This is a genomic window from Megalodesulfovibrio paquesii (assembly GCF_054653055.1).
Genome location: NZ_BAAIGQ010000005.1, coordinates 1,062,423 through 1,083,251, shown reverse-complemented (window position 1 = coordinate 1,083,251; position 20,829 = coordinate 1,062,423). Strand labels below are relative to the sequence as shown.

19 protein-coding genes and 2 tRNA genes are annotated in these 20,829 nt (G+C 63.2%); 11 read left to right on the top strand and 10 right to left on the bottom strand.

Annotated elements, in window-relative coordinates; all coding sequences use genetic code 11:
* Window positions 1–104 precede the first annotated feature (104 nt).
* From mutS to ACYQ00_RS11460, 5 genes are all read right to left on the bottom strand, one after another.
* Complete coding sequence (gene mutS / locus ACYQ00_RS11480; protein ID WP_460032246.1) at window positions 105–2,762, bottom strand: DNA mismatch repair protein MutS; 2,658 nt, start codon at window positions 2,760–2,762, stop codon at window positions 105–107.
* A 123-nt stretch (window positions 2,763–2,885) separates the two neighbouring features.
* Window positions 2,886–4,142: a tetratricopeptide repeat protein gene (locus ACYQ00_RS11475; protein ID WP_460032245.1), complete on the bottom strand. Its 1,257-nt coding sequence runs from the start codon at window positions 4,140–4,142 to the stop codon at window positions 2,886–2,888.
* Window positions 4,143–4,157: 15 nt separating this feature from the next.
* Window positions 4,158–4,505, bottom strand: coding sequence for a lipopolysaccharide assembly protein LapA domain-containing protein (locus tag ACYQ00_RS11470; RefSeq protein ID WP_460032244.1), 348 nt, complete (start codon window positions 4,503–4,505; stop codon window positions 4,158–4,160).
* Window positions 4,478–5,014, bottom strand: coding sequence for an HIT family protein (locus tag ACYQ00_RS11465; protein WP_460032524.1), 537 nt, complete (start codon window positions 5,012–5,014; stop codon window positions 4,478–4,480). Before ACYQ00_RS11465 ends, ACYQ00_RS11470 begins: the two co-directional genes overlap by 28 nt.
* Window positions 5,015–5,034: 20 nt before the next feature.
* On the bottom strand, window positions 5,035–5,610 hold the full coding sequence (locus tag ACYQ00_RS11460; RefSeq protein WP_460032243.1) for a TIGR00725 family protein: 576 nt from the start codon (window positions 5,608–5,610) through the stop codon (window positions 5,035–5,037).
* Window positions 5,611–5,825: 215 nt separating this feature from the next.
* On the opposite strand from ACYQ00_RS11460, the gene ACYQ00_RS11455 reads away from it, so the two are divergent.
* Window positions 5,826–6,599, top strand: a complete 774-nt coding sequence (locus ACYQ00_RS11455; RefSeq protein ID WP_460032242.1) for a TSUP family transporter — start codon at window positions 5,826–5,828, stop codon at window positions 6,597–6,599.
* A 147-nt stretch (window positions 6,600–6,746) separates the two neighbouring features.
* Here the strand turns inward: ACYQ00_RS11455 and ACYQ00_RS11450 are convergent, their stop codons facing one another.
* Both ACYQ00_RS11450 and xerD read right to left on the bottom strand, forming a co-directional pair.
* Window positions 6,747–9,509, bottom strand: a complete 2,763-nt coding sequence (locus tag ACYQ00_RS11450; RefSeq protein ID WP_460032241.1) for a CBS domain-containing protein — start codon at window positions 9,507–9,509, stop codon at window positions 6,747–6,749.
* Complete coding sequence (xerD, locus tag ACYQ00_RS11445) at window positions 9,506–10,432, bottom strand: site-specific tyrosine recombinase XerD (protein WP_460032240.1); 927 nt, start codon at window positions 10,430–10,432, stop codon at window positions 9,506–9,508. Before xerD ends, ACYQ00_RS11450 begins: the two co-directional genes overlap by 4 nt.
* A 180-nt stretch (window positions 10,433–10,612) precedes the next feature.
* On the opposite strand from xerD, the gene ACYQ00_RS11440 reads away from it, so the two are divergent.
* From ACYQ00_RS11440 to yedF, 8 genes are all read left to right on the top strand, one after another.
* Window positions 10,613–11,041, top strand: coding sequence for a hypothetical protein (locus ACYQ00_RS11440; RefSeq protein WP_460032239.1), 429 nt, complete (start codon window positions 10,613–10,615; stop codon window positions 11,039–11,041).
* A gap of 160 nt (window positions 11,042–11,201) precedes the next feature.
* A complete protein-coding gene (locus tag ACYQ00_RS11435; RefSeq protein ID WP_460032238.1) occupies window positions 11,202–12,374 on the top strand; it encodes an LL-diaminopimelate aminotransferase in 1,173 nt (390 codons plus the stop codon).
* 7 nt (window positions 12,375–12,381) lie between these two features.
* Window positions 12,382–12,909, top strand: a complete 528-nt coding sequence (gene folK, locus ACYQ00_RS11430) for a 2-amino-4-hydroxy-6-hydroxymethyldihydropteridine diphosphokinase (RefSeq protein ID WP_460032237.1) — start codon at window positions 12,382–12,384, stop codon at window positions 12,907–12,909.
* Between the two features lie 35 nt (window positions 12,910–12,944).
* Window positions 12,945–13,256 (top strand): transcriptional regulator, encoded by a 312-nt coding sequence (locus ACYQ00_RS11425; RefSeq protein ID WP_460032236.1) that lies wholly within the window; start codon window positions 12,945–12,947, stop codon window positions 13,254–13,256.
* Between the two features lie 231 nt (window positions 13,257–13,487).
* Window positions 13,488–14,144: a fructose-6-phosphate aldolase gene (gene fsa, locus ACYQ00_RS11420; RefSeq protein ID WP_460032235.1), complete on the top strand. Its 657-nt coding sequence runs from the start codon at window positions 13,488–13,490 to the stop codon at window positions 14,142–14,144.
* 3 nt (window positions 14,145–14,147) lie between these two features.
* Window positions 14,148–14,708: an RNA methyltransferase gene (locus ACYQ00_RS11415; RefSeq protein WP_460032234.1), complete on the top strand. Its 561-nt coding sequence runs from the start codon at window positions 14,148–14,150 to the stop codon at window positions 14,706–14,708.
* Window positions 14,705–15,205, top strand: a complete 501-nt coding sequence (locus tag ACYQ00_RS11410; protein WP_460032233.1) for a GNAT family N-acetyltransferase — start codon at window positions 14,705–14,707, stop codon at window positions 15,203–15,205. The genes ACYQ00_RS11415 and ACYQ00_RS11410 overlap by 4 nt, the downstream gene beginning before the upstream one ends.
* A 206-nt stretch (window positions 15,206–15,411) precedes the next feature.
* Window positions 15,412–16,098 carry a sulfurtransferase-like selenium metabolism protein YedF gene (gene yedF / locus ACYQ00_RS11405; RefSeq protein ID WP_460032232.1) on the top strand — a complete coding sequence of 229 codons (687 nt, stop codon included), beginning with the start codon at window positions 15,412–15,414 and terminating at the stop codon, window positions 16,096–16,098.
* Between the two features lie 7 nt (window positions 16,099–16,105).
* Here yedF and ACYQ00_RS11400 read toward each other — a convergent pair whose 3' ends face one another.
* Window positions 16,106–16,774 carry a D-glycero-alpha-D-manno-heptose-1,7-bisphosphate 7-phosphatase gene (locus ACYQ00_RS11400; protein ID WP_460032231.1) on the bottom strand — a complete coding sequence of 223 codons (669 nt, stop codon included), beginning with the start codon at window positions 16,772–16,774 and terminating at the stop codon, window positions 16,106–16,108.
* Window positions 16,775–17,055: 281 nt separating this feature from the next.
* On the opposite strand from ACYQ00_RS11400, the gene ACYQ00_RS11395 reads away from it, so the two are divergent.
* Both ACYQ00_RS11395 and ACYQ00_RS11390 read left to right on the top strand, forming a co-directional pair.
* Window positions 17,056–18,075, top strand: coding sequence for an ABC transporter substrate-binding protein (locus tag ACYQ00_RS11395; protein WP_460032230.1), 1,020 nt, complete (start codon window positions 17,056–17,058; stop codon window positions 18,073–18,075).
* A complete protein-coding gene (locus ACYQ00_RS11390; protein WP_460032229.1) occupies window positions 18,072–20,291 on the top strand; it encodes a sensor histidine kinase in 2,220 nt (739 codons plus the stop codon). Before ACYQ00_RS11395 ends, ACYQ00_RS11390 begins: the two co-directional genes overlap by 4 nt.
* A 122-nt stretch (window positions 20,292–20,413) precedes the next feature.
* On the opposite strand, the gene ACYQ00_RS11385 is transcribed toward ACYQ00_RS11390, so the two are convergent.
* Both ACYQ00_RS11385 and ACYQ00_RS11380 read right to left on the bottom strand, forming a co-directional pair.
* Window positions 20,414–20,489: transfer RNA gene (locus tag ACYQ00_RS11385), tRNA-Lys, on the bottom strand.
* A gap of 183 nt (window positions 20,490–20,672) precedes the next feature.
* Window positions 20,673–20,748 (bottom strand) — tRNA-Lys (locus ACYQ00_RS11380).
* Window positions 20,749–20,829: the final 81 nt, after the last annotated feature.

Below are 20,829 nucleotides of genomic sequence, written 5' to 3'. Positions count from 1 at the left end.
ACAAAGCACAGCAGCACGAAAGCCCCCGAATCTCCAAGGCTGCCGGGGCCGAAACGTGTTGCAGGTGTTGTTTCCTGCCCCGCACGCAGCGGGGCGTTTCCTTTTCAGGTACGGCGCGGTGATTTCCTGCCCCAGCGCTGTTTCCAGTCGTGCAGCAGGGTCAGGGCCTGCACGGGCGTGAGGTGTTCCACATCAAGCCCCTGCAAGGCCTTCCGCAGCTCCAGCGCCTCAGGTGAGACGGGAGGAGGCGTTTGCTGCTGGGGCAGGGACGGCGGCGTCATGCCCGGCAACATGGTCGGGCAGGCCATCTGTTCGGCAAACCGGGCCCGACCCTCGCCACCCTGTTTTTCCAGAACCTGCAACAGTTCGCGCGCCCGGTGCACCACCCGTGGCGGCACCCCGGCCAGCCGGGCCACCTCGACGCCGTAGCTCTTGTCCGCCGGGCCGGGCACCAGCCGACGCAGGAAGATGATCTCCCCGCCATATTCCTTGACCGCAATGTTGCAGTTGCGCACGCCGGGGATGCGGCCTTCCAGGGAGGTCAGCTCGTGGTAGTGGGTGGCGAAGAGAGTCCGCAGACCGCCCTGACGGCGGGCCAGATCCTCCACCACGGCCCAGGCCAGGGCCAGGCCATCAAAGGTGGCCGTGCCGCGGCCGATCTCATCCAGGATGACCAGACTGCGCTTGGTGGCCTGGCGCAGGATGCGGGCTGTTTCAGTCATTTCCACCATGAAGGTGGAGCGGCCCTGGGCCAGGTTGTCCGACGCGCCGACGCGGGAGAAGACGCGGTCCACCAGCCCGATGCGGGCTTCCCTGGCCGGCACGAAGCCGCCCATCTGGGCCAGCAGGACGATGAGGGCCGTCTGCCGCAGCACCGTGGATTTGCCGGCCATGTTCGGCCCGGTGATGAGCAGGATACGGCGGTCGTCGTCCAGGTCCAGATCATTGGGGATGAAGGACGATGCCCCCTGCACAGCCTCAACGACCGGATGCCGGCCAGCCACGATGCGGATGGCCGGGCCTTCGTGCAGGCTGGGGCGGGTCCAGTCCCAACGGCGGGCGGTCTCGGCCAGGGCCTGCCAGTAATCAATGCCGGCCAGGGCGTCGGCCATGAATAAGAGGCGCGGCCGGGCTTCGGCAATGCGGTCCCGAATCTCCAGAAAGATCTGGTGCTCCAGGGCGTTGCGCTGTTCTGTGGCCGAGAGGAGCTTCTGTTCCAGGGCCTTCAGTTCGGCAGTGACGAAGCGCTCGCAGTTGGCCAGGGTCTGGCGGCGTTCCCAGTGGGCCGGGGCCTGTTTGCTGGCCGCGGCCGGGAGCTCAAAATAGTGACCAAAGACGCGGTTGTAGCCCATCTTGAGCCGGGGGAGATTGTGCGCGGCCTGCTCAGAGTTCAACAACTGCTTGAGCTTTTCCTCGCCATGATCGGCCAGTTCGGCCAGCTCGGCCAGTTCGGGGGAATAGTCCGGCCGGATGAGACCGCCATCGGTGATGGTTGGGGGCGGGGAATCGGTCAGGCTGCGCTGGAGGAGGTCGAAGCAGTCGCCCAGGTCATCCCAGCGGTCAAGGAGTCTGGCCAGGGCCGGCGGCGGTTCAGCCGCGGCGAGCAGGCCGCGCAGATGCGGCAGGCCGGACAGGCTCTGGCGCAGGCCGGCCATGTCCCGCGGCATGGCCCGGCCCAGGCAGACACGGGTGGAGAGCCGCTCCAGATCGCCCACGGCCTTGAGGGCCTGGGCAGTCTCCAGCCGGAGGCCGTCCTGATCGTGGAAAAAAGCGACCATGGCCTGGGTTTCCTGAATGGGGCCCATCTCCCGCCAGGGCTGGCGCATGCGCTGGCGCAGGAGCCGGCCGCCCATGGGGGTGATGGTCCGGTCGATGGCCTGCCAGAGGCTGCCGGGGCCCTTCTTGCCGTCCAGGCGGACGAAGAGTTCCAGATTGCGTTCCGTGACCTCATCCACCAGCAGGTGCCGGGAGTGGTCCAGGGGCGCGAAGGGGGCCAGGTGCGTGGCTTCCTGGAGCTGGGTGTGCTCCAGGTAGGTCAGGATGGCGCCCAGGCAACGGGTCAGTTCGGGCTTGTCGGCCAGATCCAGCACGGCCAGGTCGGTAACGTTTTGCGCCCGGAACAGACGCTGGGTTGCGCTGGCGTGGTCAAAGTAGGCCTTGGCCGGCACGGGGGCCAGGGTGATGCCTTCGTCAAGAAAGGCTTTCATCTCCCTGTGCGGGGCTTGCCCACTTTGGCTGCCCTGGCCATCCTGGACCAGCAGCTCCCGCGGGGCGAGTTTGTGCACCCACTGCCAAAGCTCCTGTTCCTTTCTGGATTCAAAGCCAGACCATTCGCCAGTGGAGAACTCGGCCCAGGCCAGGGCGCCGGTGTCCGTCCGGTCGTTCCAGAACAGGGCGGCCAGGAAGGTTTGCTCCTTGGCGTCCAGGGATTCATCGTCCAGCACCGTGGCCGGGGTGAGCACGCGGGTAACGGCGCGTTTGACCAGTCCCTTGGCCTGACGGGGATCTTCGATCTGGTCACAAATGGCGACCTTGTAGCCCTTTTCCAGCAGCCGGGCCAGGTAGTCCCTGGCGCTGTGGTGGGGCACGCCGGCCATGGGGATGCGCGAGGCCTCATTGGGGTTGCGGCTGGTCAGGGTGATGGACAGCTCGCGGGCTGCGGTTTCGGCGTCCTCGAAAAAGAGCTCGTAGAAGTCCCCCATGCGGTAGAACAACAGCGCGTCCGGGTACTGCTCCTTGATGGAGAGGTACTGCTCGAACATGGGGGTGAGTTTTTGGGGCGACTTTTGGGGCGATGTTTGGGGAACGGTCGCGGAGCCGGAGCCAGGACGTTGCGAAGAAGGTCGTGTCATGAGCAGCATTCAGTCGTGATGCAGGCGGCGGCCTTACATGCGATAGGCGATGCGCCGCCAGCTCTGGCAACGCGGACAGTGGAAAAAGAGGGTGTCGGCCATGTGGCCACAGGCGCTGCAGGCAAAGCGGGGGCGGGCCTGGAGCAGGCCGAAGAGCGCCTGGAGGGATTCGCTGAAGGGCTGCTCGGCCTCCTGGCGGGGCAGATCCAGCCGGGCCAGATCCATGCGGGCGCGCCAGAAGGCAGGCTCCAGCGTCAGGGCCTGTTCCAGCCAGCGGCGGGAGGCATCCAGCACGTTGCCGGCCCGACACAGGCAGGCAACGAGATGGCAGGCGGCGGCATCCGGGGTTCGAACCGGCGCACAGGCGGCAATGGCCTCCTGCACCACGGTGGCCAGGATGCGCAAGGGGTTGTCTGCGGGGTGGACGCGGTCAGACACGCTGGCCGATCCCAGGCAGCAGGGCCGCGGCAGCTGGGCGGGCATGGCGTCATGCCAGGAGGCCTCAGGGTTGAGCAGGGCTTCCAGCAGTACGAACCACAGCCGCGGCGGGACAACAGCCAGGCCTTTGCGCAGCTGCCTGTCCAGGCGGTTCCAGTTCCGGCTGCAGGCGGCCTCCCGCACCAGCACCAGCCAGCCTTCCGGACAGGCCGGGGCCAGCGCGGCCGCGCGTGAGGCATGCCGGCGGGCATGGGAACACTCCCCGGCCAGCAGCAGCTGCTGGGCATACCGGGCCAGGGCATGGGCCTGGAATTCCTTGCGGTTCACGTCCGCAAACAATTTGGCGGCGTCTTTGAACCGGCTTTGGCGCAGGGCGCAGTCGGCCAGGGCCAGCCGCACGGCTTCGTTTCGTGGCAGAATGCGTTGCGCGGCCTCAAAGGCCTCCTGGGCCTTGGCCACTTCCTGCATCCGGAGCAGATCGCGTCCCATCTCATACTGCAGGCGACCGCGCTGGCCTTTGTCCAGGCCGGGGCGATGAGCCAGCCGCAGGCGCATGGTCAGGGCGCGTTGTGGATCCCCTTGGGCCCGGTGCATGGCCGCGAGGGCCAGACTGGATTCAATGGCGGCAGGGTCAAGGGTGAGCAGGCGGACGAGTTCATCCTGCACGGCCTGCAAATCGTCCGGAACAACACAGGGCAGGGAGAAGACAGGCTGCAAACCAGCCGACGCAGCCGAAGACGGATCTTCGGCTGCGCCAGTAAGGTCTTCCCATTGCCGCGGCGTGGCGATGGCCGGTCTTGTGGACCTGCCCGGCAGAGCTGCTGCGGGAAATCGCCACCACCGCCAGCGCATGGGCATGCTCCAGGGTTAGGAGGACTGTTCTTCGCTCGAAACGCCCATGCCGGTGTCGTCCGAAGGCAAGGTGCGCAGGGAGTTCACCTCGGCTTCCAGCTTGGCAGCCTGCTTCTTGTAGCGGCTGGCCTGAGCCTTGAAGCGCAGGGTTTCGAACACCAGCAGGAAGAACACGCTGAAGGCACCCAGCACAAAGAAGAAGAGCAGGAAGAAATACAGCTTCAGCGGCGGGGTGGTCCAGGCGTGCCAGTGCAGATCATAGCCCAGGGCGATGGTCTGCTGCAAGGTCTGGATGTTCTGGGCGTAAATGATCATCAAGAAGAAAATCAGGATGATCAGGAAGAAAATCTGAATGAACCGCATGTGGGGTCCTCCTCTAAAAGGTCCTTTTCCAGACGATGGAAATTGGGCGTCAGCCTGTCGTATGTCGCGAGGAGATGCTCGGGGATGACCCGGGTCTCCGAAAAGACCGCCATGAAGGAGGAGTCGCCGTTCCAGCGGGGCACGAGATGGAAATGCAGATGCTCGCGGATGCCAGCCCCGGCGGCTTCGCCCAGATTGAGGCCGATGTTGACGCCCTGAGGATTGAAGTGCTGTTGGAGAATATCTGTGCAGCCTTGCAACAGCTGCATCATCTCGTTGCACTCGTCGCGGGTGCAGTCTTGCAACCGCATCACATGGCGATACGGCGTCACCATGATATGGCCATTGTTGTAGGGAAATTTATTCATGATGACAAATGCATGCCGCCCGCGCAGCAGCACCAGCCGCTCCCGATCCTCGTTCCTGTGCGCCGGCAGACAAAACACGCATGCGTCAGGCTTTGGACCCAGGATGTAGTCCAGACGCCAGGGCGCCCATAAGACATCCATCCATCCACCTTCCTTCGTCGTCACCAGGCATGCGGCGGCGCCCAGTCAGGGAGCAGCAGGGCCAGTTGTTCGCGCACCAGTTCCACCGCGTGGTCCGGACTGTGTGCAGCGAGCGCTTCTGGCAACGTGCTCCATTTCCCCATGGCCACAACCACCTTACCCATTTTTCTGGCAAAGGCAAATTCCGAAAGTGTGCCCCAGCCGCCTTCCACCGCCACCACAAGGTCGCCATTCATGACCACCAGGGCATTACGCATATGGGAAAGCCCGGTGGCAATAGCTATATCCACATATTTATTGGCCTCTTTAGGACAGATGCCGGGCACAATCCCCAGGGTGCTCCCGCCGCAGGCTTTTGCTCCGGCGCACACTGCAGCCATGACGCCGCCGAGTCCGCCTGTGACCACCAGCACTCCCAGCCGGGCCAGCCCCTGCCCCAGGGCAAAGGCCGCGGCCTGGACCGCTTCATCGCACGCTCCCGCCCCAATAACACTCACGCGGGGGACATGCGTGCAGAATGCAGCCTGCGGGGCGGGGTGCTCGCCCGGAAGTTCGGTTGCGTGCGGCACTGGATCTGTCCCCACATTCCCGGGCATGCATGGCGCTCCTTGCCATCGTCTGGAAATGAGACTCCCTTACACATGGATTGATTGGAGTGCAAGGCGTTTGCAGGCTCCTGGCAGCAACAGTTCCGGTCATTTTCGGCAATCGGCGCTATTTTTCTCTTTCTCTGGCTGGCGCAGTGCTGTCACAGTAATCTGGCAAAGTGGCTTGTCCAAAAACTCACATTCAACATCGAGGTGGCTCTGCCATGGAGTTGGTGCTCATTTGTCTTGTCAGCATGGCGGCATCAGGGGTGACGCTTTTTTCCGGCTTCGGGCTCGGCACCGTGCTCATGCCGGTCATGGCCTTGTTTTTCCCGGTGGAGACGGCGGTGGCCCTCACGGCGATGGTGCATTTTGCCAACAACCTCTTCAAGCTGGCGCTCTTTGGCAAGGCCGCGGATGCGCGGGTGTGCCTGCGCTTCGGGATTCCCGCCCTGCTGGCCAGCCTGGCCGGCGCCTGGCTCCTGATGCAGCTGGCGGATCTGGCTCCCTGGTGGACCTATTCCCTGCTTGGCCGGGAGATGGCCGTGACGCCGGTAAAACTGCTGGTGGGGGCGTTGATTGCCTTTTTTGCCTGGCGTGAGCTCAGGCCGGGCCCCAAGCCCACGCCGCATCCGGCCTCCTGGCTGCCGCTTGGCGGGCTCCTGAGCGGGTTCTTCGGCGGCCTCTCCGGAAACCAGGGAGCCTTCCGCAGTGCGTTCTTGCTTGGGGCGGGGCTGTCCAAGGAGGCCTTCATCGCCACGGGGGTGGTGCTGGCCTGCGTGGTGGATCTGTCGCGTCTGGTTGTCTATGCCGGGATTGCCGGCTCGGATCTGGCGGCTGGCCACGCCGGGTTGCTTGCGGCGGCCACGCTGTCGGCCTTTTTCGGGGCCTTCGTGGGCGGAAGGCTGCTCAAGAAGATGACCATCCAGACCGTGCGGTGGGTGGTGGGGGCAATGCTCCTGCTGCTGGCCGGAGGGATGATCATCGGGGTGCTGTAGAGGATAGGAAGCCGCGCCAATACTGGCTTCCCAAGCTGTGAAACACGGGTGTGGTCCATCTGGCAATTGCCGGCGAATCACGACCTTCACCGCTTGGGAAGCCGCGCCAGTGCTGGCTTGCTAAGCTACGGGCACCAGCTGCAGGGGTCAGGAACTCTGCCCGGACTGGGTGTTCCGGCCTGTGGCATCCCAGTGCTTGCGGACCAGGGCTTCGGCCAGGGCCAGTTCCGTAGCCAGGGTGGGGGCGCGGCCATCGAGTTTGGCGGCGCGGATCTCGTCCAGAATGCGGGTGTAGATCGGACCGGGAGGCAGGCCCATGTCCTTGAGGTGCTCCCCGGAAATCAACGGTTGCACGCTGCGCAGGGTGGTCAGATACAGGGACAGGTGCTTCTTGATGCAGTCGTCATCAAAGCGGGCCATGAGCAGCAGGGCGCCTTCCAGGGGCGTCTGGTGCATGATGCCATACAGCTCGGAGAGGCTTTTGTCTCCGGCGCACCAGCGCTTGAGTTGCTCCACGGCCTTGTGCACGCAGCGCCGCAGGGTCACCAGCTCGCGTTCGTCTTTTTTGGAGAGGCCCAGACGAGTGGTCAGGGCCTGAAGCTCTTCTTCCTTCCATGCGGCGGCCATGCCCAGGAGGCAGAGCAGCCAGCGGCGCGGGGCCGGGCTTTGGTACAACAGGCCGTACCAGGAGAGGATTTTGTCCAGCTCTTCCAGGAGTGCCCGGCGGTGTGGCGTCATCTCCAGCTTGGGGTGTATGGCCTTGAGCAGGCCAAGCTCCTGCATCATTTCAAGGTCATGCAGGAATTCATCTTCATTGAGGATGATTTTCAGCTCGTTGAAGATCCGGTGTCCGCTCAGGCGGTCCAGCAAATTCAGCTGCAGGGCGTTTTTGATCAGCCGCAGGGTCTGTTTGCCGATGCGGAAGCCATAGCGCTGGGAGAAGCGCACGGCCCGGAGCATGCGGGTGGGGTCTTCCACAAAACTCAGGGAATGCAGGACGCGAATGACGCGGTCCTTGATGTCCCGCTGGCTGCCGAAAAAGTCCACCAGCTTGCCGAAGGCTGCCGGCGTCAGCTCCACGGCCAGGGCATTGATGGTGAAGTCGCGCCGGTAGAGATCCATTTTGATGGAGGAGAGCTCCACCGTGGGCAGGGCGGCCGGGTATTCGTAGTATTCCAGGCGGGCTGTGGCCACATCCACCTTGAGTTCACGGGGAGGTTCGCCTTCGGTCGTCACAAAGTCCGGCAGGATGACCACGGCGGTTTTGAACTTGCTGTGCTCGCGCACGCGGCCCCCGTGGCGTCTGGCAAAGGCGCGGGCAAAGGCCGGGCCGTCGCCTTCCACCACCAGATCGATATCCAGGTTCGGCGTCTTGAGGAGCAGGTCGCGCACAAAGCCACCCACGGCGTACACGGGCACGCCCAGCTCCGCACCCAGGTGGCCGGCGTCTTCCAGCAGGGCCAGCACAGCCTTGGGAAGCTGCTCGTGAAACAGGGCGGAGACATTGCGCTCGCGCGTCTTTTCCGGGAGCAGCATTTCCGGGATACGCGCCGGCTCTTCAATGAGGGTATTGATCAGGTCCGTGCGGGTGATGACGCCGACCATCTCGCCGTCCTCCACCACGGGCGCCAGCCGTTGGCGCTGGCCGACGATGATTTCCATCACCGGGTACAGGTCCGCATGCGGGGTGACCACGGCGCAGTCGCGCTGCATGTATTCCGAGACGGCAATGTGCCCCAGGCCGTGGGACTGGGCCTTGTCCGCCGTGGAATGATCCAGCACCCCTTCGCACACCAGGCTTCCCGGCGCGGCCACGGGCAGGGCCTTGAAGCCGTAGCGGGTCATGATGTCCACGGCATCGTTGATGGGCTGGGTGGCCTCAATCACGACGGCCGGCTTGGACATGATGTGCATGGCCAGGATGTGCGGATTGATGTGCGAGAAGAGCAGCGCGAAAAGTTCATCCTTTACTTGAACTATGGTCTTGTCCTTGACCGTGGCTGAGGCAGCGTAGGCATGGCCGCCGCCGCCAAGGGAGCTGCAGATGAGGCCCACATCCACATCCGGCGTGCGGCTGCGGGCCACCACATGGACGCGGTCCTGCATGCGGCCCAGGGCAAAGAGGACGCGGATGTTCTCCATATCCAGGAGCTTGTGGGCCAGGATGGCGAAGTCGCCCAGGTAGCTTTCGAGGCTGACCTCGGCCATGACCACGGGCACGCCATTGATTTCATGGGTGACGGCGCTTTCCAGGAGCGTGCCCAGGACCTTGACCTGCTCCACGGTCAGCTCGCGCTGCAGCAGCTCGCCAACCACGGAAAGGTCCATGCCCTGGCGTTTGAGCCAGGCTGCGATTTCCAGATCTTCAGGGGTGGTGGACAGGAAAGTGAAGGAGCCCGTGTCTTCGTAAATGCCCAGGCCCAGCAGGGTGGCCTCGTCCGGCTCCACGGCAATGCCGCGCTCCCGCAGGATGCGGCAGATGATGGTCGTGGTTGCTCCCAGGGCCTCCACGTGGCCGGTGGAAAAGGGAATATCCTCACCCGGATCCATGGCGTCGGGGTGGTGGTCGTAGACATTGATTTCCACATCCTCGCCGGCGTCAAAGCGGTCCAGCACGGCTTTGACGTGGGGGAAGCGGCTGCGCTGGCGGGAGTCCACCAGCACCAGCTTCTTGACCGTGGCGGGGTCAATGTCCTTGGGGTTCTTGAAATTGAACAGATAGACCGCACTCTGGATGAAGAAATTGCGCAGGGTGCGTTCCTGGCTGCCGGGGAACACGAGCACCGCGCCGGGGTGGAGCTTGCTGGCCGCAACCATGGCAGCCAGGGCGTCGAAGTCGGCATTGGTGTGACCGGTGACGACCAGCGGGGCCTCCAGTTTGGAGGCGGCATGTTGTTTGGACTGAGTCATGCGGAAGCAAGCCTGGAGCGGGGGTGATGGGTGCGGTGCAGTTCGGCCAGGCGGCCGGTCTGCACATGGGTGTAAATCTCCGTGGCCGTGATGTCCGCATGGCCCAGGAGCAGCTGCACGCTGCGCAGATCGGCCCCGCCTTCCAGCAGATGCGTGGCAAAGCTGTGGCGGAAGGTGTGGGGCGAGACCTTCTTGCCCAGGCCCGCGGCTACGGCGTGCTTTTGCACGAGTTTCCAGATGGCCACGCGCGAGAGCCCTGTGCCCGAGCGGTTTAGAAACAGATGCTGCGTCCTTGGGGAAAAACGGGGCCGCCAGTCACGCAGGTAGTTGTCCAGAACCTGCTGGGCCAGGTGGTGCACGGGGACGATGCGTTCCTTGGAACCCTTGCCAAACACGGTCAGGTACCCTGTCTGGGCGTCGTATTCCAGCAGCGTCAGCCCCACCAGTTCGGAAACGCGCAGGCCGGCGGCGTAAAGCAGTTCCAGCATGGCCCGGTCCCGTGCGCCCAGGGGGGTATCGGCGGCGGGCTGGTTGAGCAGGGCGGCCATCTCCCCGGGATCCAGCACATCCGGCAGCCGGCGGGGCACGGCTGGCTGCTCCAGCAAGGCGGCCGGGTTGGCCGGCACCAGGTGTTCTTCGGCCAGATATCCATACAAACTGCGTAAATAGGCGCATCGGCGGGCCACGGTCTTGTCCTCTAGCTGCCGGCCGCGGCAGTGGGCCAGGTAGAGCAGCAAATCCACTTCCTCCACGGTTTCCACGCGCTTGCCCGTGGCCAGGAGAAAGGCCTGAAAATCCCGGCCGTCGTGGGCATAGCTGGCGATGGTGTTCTCGGCCAGACCTCGGACCACGAGGAGGTGTTCCAGGTGACGATCCATGAGCGGATCAAGAGAGATGCTTGCGGCGGCGGCAACGGACGACATGCCTGCAGCCTTACCGGGAGGGCTGCCGGGATGCAAGGACAAGGATGCCCCGGACAAAAAGATCCTCCTGAAGCACGTGCCTCCCCCCAAAACAAAATGATTCCTTGTCCCTTCACCGCAGGAAGCGTAGTGTGGATTCCATTTCCGACCATGCCTTTCATCAACCGCACAGGGGGACTCATGCTCAAGACGATTATCGGAACCGTGGCGCTGTGTTTTCTGCTCATCTCCACTGCCGCGGCCCAGGAGGCTGCCAAGATCCCCAATCTTGCCGGTACCTGGGAAGGGGGGCACGAGATGCACTTCAAGAACAAAGGATTTCTGAAGCATGCCGGCAAAGGCGAACCCCTCTCGTCCCAGCTGGTGGTGGAGCGGCAGGAAGGGCAGGTGCTGCACGGCCATGTGGGATGGAAGCACAAGGATGTCGGCCAGGACACCTTCTCCGGGGTGATCGAGAATGATGGCCAGACCTTCTATCTGGTAGGCCACACCGAGGGCATCCGCATTGGCAAAATGGACGGACCCGACGCGTTCACCCTGTACATCCTGCAGCCTGGAGGCACCAACCCCCGGGCCGGGCTCTCCAGATTCACGCGGGTGAAGCAATAGGCCGGGGCTGGCTGCACGACGGGCTCCCTGAGAGCTTTTGGGGGATCGGGGGGGGCTGGACAAAGCGGGCAGGGGGGCATGGATTGACAACCCCTGCCCGCGCCAGTACATCGCAGTTTTCCGTCACCGTTCTGCAACACCTCTCAGGAGTCCAGCGCGCATGCCTTCCTTTCAGCTTGCCGACCGCATCAAAGCCCTGCCGCCGTACCTCTTCGCCCAGATCGACAAGGTCAAGGAAGAGGTGAAATCCCGGGGCGTTGACATTATCAGCCTGGGTATTGGCGACCCCGACATGCCCACCCCGGAGTTCATCATCGAGGCCCTGAACAAAGGCGCCCGCAATCCGGTGAACCATCAGTACCCGTCCTACGTGGGCATGCTGGCCTTCCGCCAGGCCGTGGCCGACTGGTACAAGACGCGGTTTGGCGTGGAGCTTGATCCCAAGTCCGAGGTCATCACCCTCATTGGCTCCAAGGAAGGCATTGCCCATTTCCCGCTGGCCTTTACCAACCCTGGGGATCTGGCCATTGTCTGCACGCCCAACTATCCCGTGTACACCGTGACCACGGAATTCCTGGGCGGGGTGGTCAAGTATCTGCCCCTGACCGACGAGAACAATTACCTGCCCGACCTCGACAGCGTGACCTCCGACGAATGGCGGCGCGCCAAGATGATCTACGTCAACTACCCAAACAATCCCACCGCGGCCACGGCGCCCGATGCGTTTTATGAAAAGCTCATCGCCATTGCCAAGGAATTCGATGTCATCGTGGTCCACGATGCGGCGTACACCGAAATTTACTTTGACCCGGCCAACAAGCCGCGGTCCATCCTGGAATTCCCTGGCGGCAAGGATGTGGCCATTGAGTTTCATTCCCTGTCCAAGACCTACAACATGACCGGCTGGCGCATCGGCATGGCCGTGGGCAACGCCACGCTGGTGGCCGGGCTGGGCAAGGTCAAGGAGAACATGGATTCCGGGGCCTTCCAGGCCGTGCAGGAAGCCGGCATCGCCGCCCTGCAGCAGGGCGAACCCTTTGCCGAGCAGTTCCGGGCCGTGTACAAGGAACGGCGCGATGTGGTGGTCAGCGCCCTGCGCGCCGCCGGCGTGCAGTGCCGCAACCCCGAAGCCTCGTTCTACATCTGGTCCAAAACGCCGGCCGGGTTTGCGTCTTCGGCAGAGTTCGTCACCAAGATCATTCAGGAAACCGGCGTGGTGCTCACCCCGGGCAACGGCTTTGGCGCGCCGGGAGAAGGCTACTTCCGCATCTCCCTTACCGTGGACAGCGAGCGCCTGAAGGAAGCCGTGGCCCGCATCAGCAGCAAGCTGTAAGCCGCGCATGCCGAGTGTTGCCGCATACCTGGGCCTGGGCTCCAATCTGGCCGGACCGGCCGGGGAGCCCCTGGCCCAGCTGGCGGCGGCGCGGGCCCGTCTGCTGGCCTTGCCCATGGTCCAGGGGGGAGCGTTTTCCAGGGTGTACTGGACGGAGCCTTTTGGCGTGCCGGATCCGGCCTCCCAACCCTGGTATGCCAATCAGGTGGCGCGGTTGGACATCCCATCCGCAATAGAACCTCAACCACTACTTGAAGTTTTATTGCAGCTGGAAGTGGACCTGGGCCGGGACCGCCGTCCCGGACTGCCGCCCTTGAGCCCACGGGCGTTGGATGTGGATTTGCTGCTCGTTGGCGATGCCGTTTGCGATGATCCGGCGTGCCTTGTACCGCACCCGCGCCTGAGGCAGCGGGCGTTTGTATTGGTTCCCCTGGCCGAGATTGCCCCGGATCTCGTGTTCCCGGACGGTGGCTCCCTGCGTCAGGCCCTGGACGGGCTTGCCTACACGCTGGAAGGCGACCGCATCCGGCAATGACGTCCCCTGAATCGTGAACCCCCAGGAGTTGCACCATGTGGCGTTTCATCATCCTCGCCCTCGCCGGCTTCTTCCTCTACAAGATGTTCGCCGGGGACAAACGGCAGAGCACCAAACAGAAAAAGCAGGACATCAAGGAACGCGTGGCCGCAGGGGAGATGGTCAAGGACCCCGTCTGCGGCACCTACGTTGACGTGGACACCGATATCCGCGTCCGCCAGGGCGAAACCGTGCATCGTTTTTGCAGTTACGACTGCCGCGACAAGTTCCTCCGCCGCCTGGAAGCCAAGGAAGTGACGCCCGAGCCCGTGAAGCAGGCCGAGGCCAAGAAGGAAGAGGCGGAATAGCGGGAGAGACAGTTTTTTTGGGGAACTGAGTTCCCCCAAGCCCCCTCCGGTTGGTGATGATTTTTTGCGCCCGTTTTCGCGTGCCGCGCGGCACGCGAAAACGGGCGCAAAAACAATTGGCCTTCTGCCTCGGAATTGCATAGGCTTCAACTATCCAAAACTAAAGTCTTTGGAAGGGGGGCGGGGAGAGCCGTGCTTCTCCTTCCTCTCACGCCACACCGGGAGTGCGCCATGGAATTCTTTCTGGATACGGCCAGCCTTGAGGAAATCAGGAAGTGCAAGACTTACGGACTCATTGACGGCGTCACCACCAATCCGACCCTGCTGCTGCGCGAGGGCAAGGACTGGCGCAAGCAGATGCAGGCCATCTGCAAGGAAGTGGACGGCCCCGTGAGCCTGGAAGTGGTGGGCACGACCACCAAGGACATGCTGGCCGAGGCCCGCGAGCTGATCAAGTTCGGCCCCAATGTGGTCATCAAGATCCCCATGATTCTCGATGGCCTGGCCGCTGTCCGCGAGCTGCAGGCCATGGACATCCCCACCAACGTGACCCTGGTGTTCACGCCCATGCAGGCCCTGCTGGCAGCCAAGGCCGGGGCAACGTATGTGTCGCCCTTCATCGGCCGGCTGGACGCCCTGGGCCAGGAGGGCATGGACTGCATCCGGCAGATCGTCACCATCTTTGATAATTACGACATTGCCACCAAGGTTCTGGTGGCCTCCATCCGCCATCCCATGCACGTGGTGGAGGCGGCGCTGACCGGTGCGGATGTGGCCACGTTGCCCTTTGCCGTCATCGAACAGCTGGCCAAACACCCGCTCACGGACAAGGGCCTGGAGACGTTCCTCAAAGATTGGGACGAACTCAAGGTCAAGATGGAGCAGTGATTCGTGGAGCTGGATACCATGCCCATTCCCACGCCCACGCGTCAGCTGCGCACGGGCAAGGCCTCGCGTCATGACTTCTGGAGCCAGCCGCGAACGCCTTTAGCCCTGGTGTGCGACAGTCTGCGGCATGCCTCCAGCGCAGGCAACGTGCTGCGCCTGGCCGACGCGTTCATGCTGGAAAAGGTCTGGCTGTGCGGAGAGACGGCCTTGCCGGGCTCGCCCAAGATGCGCCGCAGCACCAAGGGTGTGGAACGCTGGGTTCCCTGGGAGCTGGCGGAAGATCCGCTGCCCGTGGTCCGGCAGTACAAGGAAAAGGGATACGCAGTCTATTGCCTGGAGCTGGCCGAACAGAGCGTGTCGCCGTATGAGGCGGTGCTGCCCATGCCGGCGGTGCTGGTGCTGGGCAATGAGCGCCGGGGCGTGGATCCGCGTGTGCTGGCCCTGGCAGATGTCATACTGGAGTTGCCCAGCCTGGGCATGGGCAACTCCATGAATGTCGGCTCGGCCGCGGCCATCAGCATTTTTGAGATGTGCCGGCAGGCCCGCGCCGGGAGTGCACGATGATTCCAGACACCCCGGAACCATTCAGGCCCGCACGGCGGGACGATCTGGACAACATCCTGGCCATGCTGCGGCGGGCTGTGGAGGCCATTCCGGACACATGGTACACGCCGTGCCAGCGCGCGGCCTGGGCGGCCTTGTTCACGCCGGAGGCCCTCGGCGAATTGCTCGAAGGTGAGGCCCATACGCTGGTGTGCGAAGACCCCGGCCGGCCCGGCAGAGTGCTTGGCTTTGCCAGCCTGACCGGCGATGAACTGAAAATGCTCTATGTGGACCCGGCAGCCCAGGGCTCTGGTCTGGGCCACCGGCTGTTCCAGGCCATGGAGGCCGAAGCCCGCCGGCGCGGTCTGGTTCGGCTCCGGCTGCGGGCCTCGGCCAATGCACGGGGATTTTATGAACGCCAAGGGGTGACGCCGGATCGTACGGTCTGGAGCGGCGCCGCCAGTTGCGATTGCGGCGGCCACGTCCTGTGTACCTGGATGGTCAAGGAACTCGGCTGAGAGGCTGGCGTGCTCTTGCCGGGATTTCTGAGTGCCACAATAATCACATAATGTAAATTATGTTAACTTTGAAACATCCAGGAATATCAGCCCGTCAAGAATCAGGATCAATGCTGCTGATTGATTGAGATTGAATCTTAGGCCTCTGTCGATTTGACACGCTCCCCTGCGGCGCGGCACTGTCGGTCCACTGGAGGATTCTTCCCATGACCCAATCGGATCATCTGATGCCTGTGGACCTGGATTGCCGCGGTCTGGCTTGCCCGCAGCCTGTGCTGCAAAGCAAACGCCTGGTGGAAGCGCACGCTCCGGCGCGGCTGGATGTGCTGGTGGACAATGACGCGGCCAGGGAAAACGTCACCCGCTTTCTGCAGAGCCGCGGCTACAGCGTGCAGCCCGTGGCCCTGGGCGCGGATTGGAAGCTGGAGGCGAGCCTAAACGCCCCTCCCAAGGATGCCACAGCGCCTTCGCCCGAAGCCGCATCCTGCGAGCCCTGCGCCATCATGACTGAGGCGGAAATCGCCAGCCTGGCCAGTCTGGCCAGGCCACAGATTCTGGTCTTCATCCCGGCGGCGACCATGGGCCAGGGAGATGATGCGCTGGGTGCGAAATTGATGGTCAATTTCATCAAAACCCTGCCCGAGCTGGGCAAGGATCTCTGGCGGATTGTGCTGGTCAACGGCGGCGTGCATCTCGCGGCCCCGGAAACGCCGCAGGACAGCCAGGTCCTGGAGGTGCTCCAGGCCCTGGAGCGCGATGGCGTCAGCATTCTCGTTTGCGGAACATGCCTGGAATTCTTCGGAATAATGGACAAAAAGGCCGTGGGCCAGACCACGAACATGCTGGATGTGGTCACCAGCATGCAGCTGGCCACCAGGATCATCCGACCATAATTCTCTGTTATGACGTGCTGTTGCCGGAGCATGCCGCGCCATCACACGCAGCGGCGTTCTCCGGCTGCGGTGTCTGCTCCAGCAGCCAACGCGCTGCGGCTTCCAGATCCGGGGCAACATGGTCCGGCTCGGCTCCCGGCCGTTGCAGCTCGCGGGCGCCGTGGCCGGTGGTCAGCAGAACGGTTCGGATACCCACGGCCTGCCCCAGGGCCACGTCCGAGCGCTTGTCCCCGATCATGCAGGCCCCTTCAAGGGTCAGTTCCCTGCTGTGCCCCCTGCTTTGGCCCGGCGTATGGCCCGGTCCTTGGTTCAGTCTGGGGCCGAGCTCCCGCATGGCCTGATGGATCAGCCCTGGCGCGGGCTTGCGGCAGTCGCACCCCTGCTCCCCGGCTGCTGCCGGCGCATGCGGGCAATAGTAAAAATGCTCCAGCCGCACGCCCTCCGCCGCCAGGAGTTCCCGGAGCCGGCGATGCACGGCGTCCACGTCCTCGCAACGGAAGTAGCCCCGGCCCACCCCGGATTGGTTTGAGACCACAATCAGCTCGTAGCCAGCATCCCTGAGCAAACGCAGGCCGGCCGCCACGCCGGGCAACAGTTCCACCTCATCAGGCGCGTGGAGGTAGTGCTTGTCAACAATAAGTACACCATCACGATCGAGAAATACTGCTGGAGGCATGGACTTGGCACCTGGGTAAGCTGGATGAGATGCCTGTGGTAACTCCCGGCGCATGAAAGGGCAAGACAGGACAACGATTGACCGAGACTGAATTGTACCGTCCTGACTGCGCCTCTTCCTTGGTAGGCCTTCTTTCCCGGGCGCACGACGAATCCGGATCATGAGATTGATGCCAAGGTCCAACGCGGCGAGTTGGTTGCCGTGTTGGACTTTTTTTGTGATTGTTGTATAGGTTGACGAACCTCTTCTTTCGACCAAATACACCTGAATGCGGAGGGGAAATGGCGCAGACCTTGGTACTGATGGTCATGCTGCTCCTTGTGGTGCAGCCTGCCAGGCTGGCGACCGCCACCCTGGCGAACACCGGCGAGGTGCGCCGGGTGTTTGTCTTGCAGAGCTACAGTTCGGATTATATCTGGAGCCGGGCCATCAATCAGGGACTGCAGGAGGCGTTGAAGGAATCGCCAGTGGAATGGCGCATCTGGTACCTGGATGCCAAACGGACGCCTGATGTGGAAAGCCAGCAGAGGGCGGGCCAGGAGGCGCTGGAACAGATTCGGTCCTTTGACCCTGACGTGCTTGTGGCCGTGGATGACGCTGCCCTGGCGCGGGTGGCGCTGCCCGCATTCAAAGACCAACTCCGGCCACAGGTGATTTTTTGCGGCATCAACGCCCCACTGGCCCGGTACGGCCTGCCTGCCGCCAACATGTCCGGTGTACAGGAGCGCTGGCATGTGCGGGAAGGCTTTGCCCTGCTCCAGCAACTGATCCCTGGAACGAAGACTGTGGCCTTTCTGGTGGAGCAGTCGGACGCTGGCGGCTTTGTCATAGATGACTTGCAGCGTGAGGCTCGTGAAGGTGGCCCCTTTGCCCTGGAGCTTGCCGGCCTGGAATCCGTCCGTACCTTCCAGGCCTGGAAGGAGCGGATTCTCTACTACCAAACCCACGCTGACGCGCTGGCGCTGGGGCTGTACAATGCGCTGCAGGATGAGCACGGCGCCGTGATGGCTCCGGAAGAGGTCATGGCCTGGACAAATAGCGTCAACACCCTGCCAACCATCGGCTTTTCGGACATTGCCATGGAGCATGGCCTGCTTTGCGGCATTTTGGAATCAGGCCAGGAACAGGGCTTTCTGGCCGGGACCATGGTTCAAGAGGTGCTTGCCGGAGTGCCTGCCGGGCAGCTCCCCCCCCAAATCAACAAGCAAGGCGTGGTGATGCTGAATCTTAGGACTGCCGAACGGCTGCAGCTGCACATCCCGTATGAAATTATCGAAGCTGCCGGCGTGGTGCTTCGATGAGCGCTTCAATGGGCCGGTCGCGGTCCTCGGGACGCCCTCTGTCAACCGGCCGGGGCAGGCTGGCCCCGGTCCTGACGATTATTCTGGCCGGTTTCACCCTCATCACCATTATTTCTTACCTCCAGACTCGCCGTGCGGCCGAGGATCTGGCCATGGGCCACGCCGTGCAGGCCCTGCGATTTCTGAATCTGGAGTTGAACAGTCAGGTGACAGAGCTGCGCCGGAATCTGGCCCAGTGGAGCAACGAGGAAATTTTCTCCCTGGCCCTGGCCGATACGTATCTGGGCCGCTCAGCCCGCAAGGCGGCGTGCACGCGAATGCTGGAACGCATTCAAGGCCGGGACATCGCCAGACTCCTGCTGGCGGACGCCCAGGGGGATATTCTGGCCTCCTCCGATCCATCCATTATTGGCGCCATCAACATTGCGGACCGGGACTTTTTTCAGCGCTCGCTCCATGGCGAGCAGGTTGTGGTTTCCTATCAGATCGGCCGCTACTCTCCATTTCCTGTCACCATCATTTCCGTGGGGGTTCCGAACCGGGAGCAAGACGCCGCGGCGCCGGGTGTGATGTATCTGGTGCTTGATACCAAGCGGTTTGCCCGGCGCATTCTGGATGCCGTGCGGCTGGGAAGAAGCGGCGGCGCCGTGGCCGTGGATCTGAATACCGGCCTGAACATCGGCCCCAGCTGGGCAGACCCGGGCCAGTTCTCCCTGGTGTCGCATCTGGAAGCCCTGCAGGCTGCCGCGCAGCAGGGCAATGTGGTGCAGTTCGACACCAGATTGCCTGGTGCGGGAAACCTGCAGCGCATGGCGGTGGCCAGCATCAACGAGCAAACAGGCTGGCTGGTGGCCGTGGTGGCTGATACCCGGGAGATTCTGCAGCCTGCTGCGCGGCTGGCAACGGTCAATGGGGTCATCGCGTTGTGCATCCTGGCCCTGGCCGGGCTGGCCCTGGCGGCGCTCAATCATGCCCTGGGCAGTCTGCGGGCCTCGGAAGAGCGATACCGAGCTCTCATTGAAACCAGTCCGCTGGGCATCGCCACGTTCGACCTGGACGGGCGCTGCTCCTACCTGAACCGGCGGGCCATGGAAATTCTGGAACTGGATGTCGCGGGGCCCTTTGTCCCGGCCTGGGCCATGGAACTGCAGGATGAAGCCGGGCGCCCCCTGCCCCAGGAGGCCCTGCCCGTGCGCCGCGCCCTGGAAGCAACGGACAAACAGCAGAGCTGGACGGCCTGGTGGATGCCGGCATCGGGACAGCGCCGGGCGCTTTCCCTGAGCGCCGCGCCGCTGGCCGTGGCCGGGCAGGCCCAGGGCGTGGTGGCGGCCATGGAGGACGTGACCGACCTGCTCGCCGCCCGCCAGGTCCTGCAGCAGTCCAAGGACGAGCTGGAGAGCCTGGTGCAGCGCAGAACCCTGGAGCTGACTGAGGCCAATCGCCGTCTGCTGGAACTGGACGAACTCAAGAGCGCCTTTTTGAGCACCGTGTCGCATGACCTGCGCACCCCGCTCACCTCCATCCTGGGATTCGCCAAGCTCATCCAACGGGAATTCTCCCGCCGTTTCAGCGAGCAGGCTTCGGAAGACCCCGCCCAGGCCAAAAGCGCCAAAACAATCATGTCCAACCTGGATATCATTGTCCTGGAAAGCGAGCGCCTGACCCGGCTGATCACGGATTTGCTCGACTTCTCCCGTCTCGACTCCGGACACTACCAATGGAAGGACACCCCGGTGGATCTGACTGCCCTGGCCAGGGAGGCCGCCAGAACCCTGGCGGCCGCCTATGCGGACAAGCCCGAGGTGACCCTGCGGCTGGATTTGCCCAACCAGCTGGAACCGGTGACGGTGGATCCGGACCGGCTCATGCAGGTGATGATCAACCTGCTGTCCAACGCCCTCAAGTTCACCACTCGCGGCGAGGTGCGTCTGTTTGTCCTGGATGCGGAAGAAGTGGTCATGCTGGGCGTGGCGGACACCGGCGCCGGCATCCCCGAGGAGGAGCACTCCCGCATCTTTGACCGCTTTTATCAGGCCGGCTCAGGGGGCGGCACAATCGAGGCCGACAACCCCGCTGGCGCAGGGCTGGGCTTGGCCATCTGCAAGCAGATTGTGGAGCATTACGGCGGCAGTCTTCGCGTGGAGTCCTCACCCGGAGTGGGCAGCACCTTTGTGGTGGAGCTGCCGAGAAAAAGCCGGAACAAGCCGCCCGAGTAACGCGTGGAAAACCCGCTGCAATGGCAGCAGGGCCGAGACGCAATGCGCCAGCACGGCCCTTTCATCGTGCGAGGCTACAAATGCAAAAAGGCAAGACTTACGTCTCGCCTTGTGCGTTCTTGTGGTGGGCCATCAAGGAGTCGAACCTTGAACCAATGGATTAAGAGTCCACTGCTCTGCCAATTGAGCTAATGGCCCACGTCGTCGTGAGAGAGCGCTTTTACCCAGGCTGGCGCTGCTTGTCAATCAACTTGGGAAATTTTTTTCAACATGCGCTGCTGCGCCCTGTCCTGGGCTCGGCTGCATTGCACCTGGCAAGACGCGTGTCTTGTCATCCAAATATAAAAGGGCAAGACGCTTGTCTTGCCCTGGCATGTCTCGTGGTGGGCCATCAAGGAGTCGAACCTTGAACCAATGGATTAAGAGTCCACTGCTCTGCCAATTGAGCTAATGGCCCACGTCGCTTGTGAGAAGGTGCTTTTAGCCAATGGTTCCCTGGAAGTCAATCCTTGTGCCCAACTTTTTTTTCGGGCAGACG

What these genes read in the sequence shown, in the direction of transcription:
- mutS (WP_460032246.1), bottom strand. Translation starts at nt 2,762, where the DNA reads ATGTTCGAGCAGTACCTCTCCATCAAGGAGCAGTACCCGGACGCGCTG.
- ACYQ00_RS11475 (WP_460032245.1), bottom strand. Translation starts at nt 4,142, where the DNA reads ATGCGCTGGCGGTGGTGGCGATTTCCCGCAGCAGCTCTGCCGGGCAGG.
- ACYQ00_RS11470 (WP_460032244.1), bottom strand. Translation starts at nt 4,505, where the DNA reads ATGCGGTTCATTCAGATTTTCTTCCTGATCATCCTGATTTTCTTCTTG.
- ACYQ00_RS11465 (WP_460032524.1), bottom strand. Translation starts at nt 5,014, where the DNA reads ATGGATGTCTTATGGGCGCCCTGGCGTCTGGACTACATCCTGGGTCCA.
- ACYQ00_RS11460 (WP_460032243.1), bottom strand. Translation starts at nt 5,610, where the DNA reads ATGCCCGGGAATGTGGGGACAGATCCAGTGCCGCACGCAACCGAACTT.
- ACYQ00_RS11455 (WP_460032242.1), top strand. Translation starts at nt 5,826, where the DNA reads ATGGAGTTGGTGCTCATTTGTCTTGTCAGCATGGCGGCATCAGGGGTG.
- ACYQ00_RS11450 (WP_460032241.1), bottom strand. Translation starts at nt 9,509, where the DNA reads ATGACTCAGTCCAAACAACATGCCGCCTCCAAACTGGAGGCCCCGCTG.
- xerD (WP_460032240.1), bottom strand. Translation starts at nt 10,432, where the DNA reads ATGTCGTCCGTTGCCGCCGCCGCAAGCATCTCTCTTGATCCGCTCATG.
- ACYQ00_RS11440 (WP_460032239.1), top strand. Translation starts at nt 10,613, where the DNA reads ATGCTCAAGACGATTATCGGAACCGTGGCGCTGTGTTTTCTGCTCATC.
- ACYQ00_RS11435 (WP_460032238.1), top strand. Translation starts at nt 11,202, where the DNA reads ATGCCTTCCTTTCAGCTTGCCGACCGCATCAAAGCCCTGCCGCCGTAC.
- folK (WP_460032237.1), top strand. Translation starts at nt 12,382, where the DNA reads ATGCCGAGTGTTGCCGCATACCTGGGCCTGGGCTCCAATCTGGCCGGA.
- ACYQ00_RS11425 (WP_460032236.1), top strand. Translation starts at nt 12,945, where the DNA reads ATGTGGCGTTTCATCATCCTCGCCCTCGCCGGCTTCTTCCTCTACAAG.
- fsa (WP_460032235.1), top strand. Translation starts at nt 13,488, where the DNA reads ATGGAATTCTTTCTGGATACGGCCAGCCTTGAGGAAATCAGGAAGTGC.
- ACYQ00_RS11410 (WP_460032233.1), top strand. Translation starts at nt 14,705, where the DNA reads ATGATTCCAGACACCCCGGAACCATTCAGGCCCGCACGGCGGGACGAT.
- yedF (WP_460032232.1), top strand. Translation starts at nt 15,412, where the DNA reads ATGACCCAATCGGATCATCTGATGCCTGTGGACCTGGATTGCCGCGGT.
- ACYQ00_RS11400 (WP_460032231.1), bottom strand. Translation starts at nt 16,774, where the DNA reads ATGCCTCCAGCAGTATTTCTCGATCGTGATGGTGTACTTATTGTTGAC.
- ACYQ00_RS11395 (WP_460032230.1), top strand. Translation starts at nt 17,056, where the DNA reads ATGGCGCAGACCTTGGTACTGATGGTCATGCTGCTCCTTGTGGTGCAG.
- ACYQ00_RS11390 (WP_460032229.1), top strand. Translation starts at nt 18,072, where the DNA reads ATGAGCGCTTCAATGGGCCGGTCGCGGTCCTCGGGACGCCCTCTGTCA.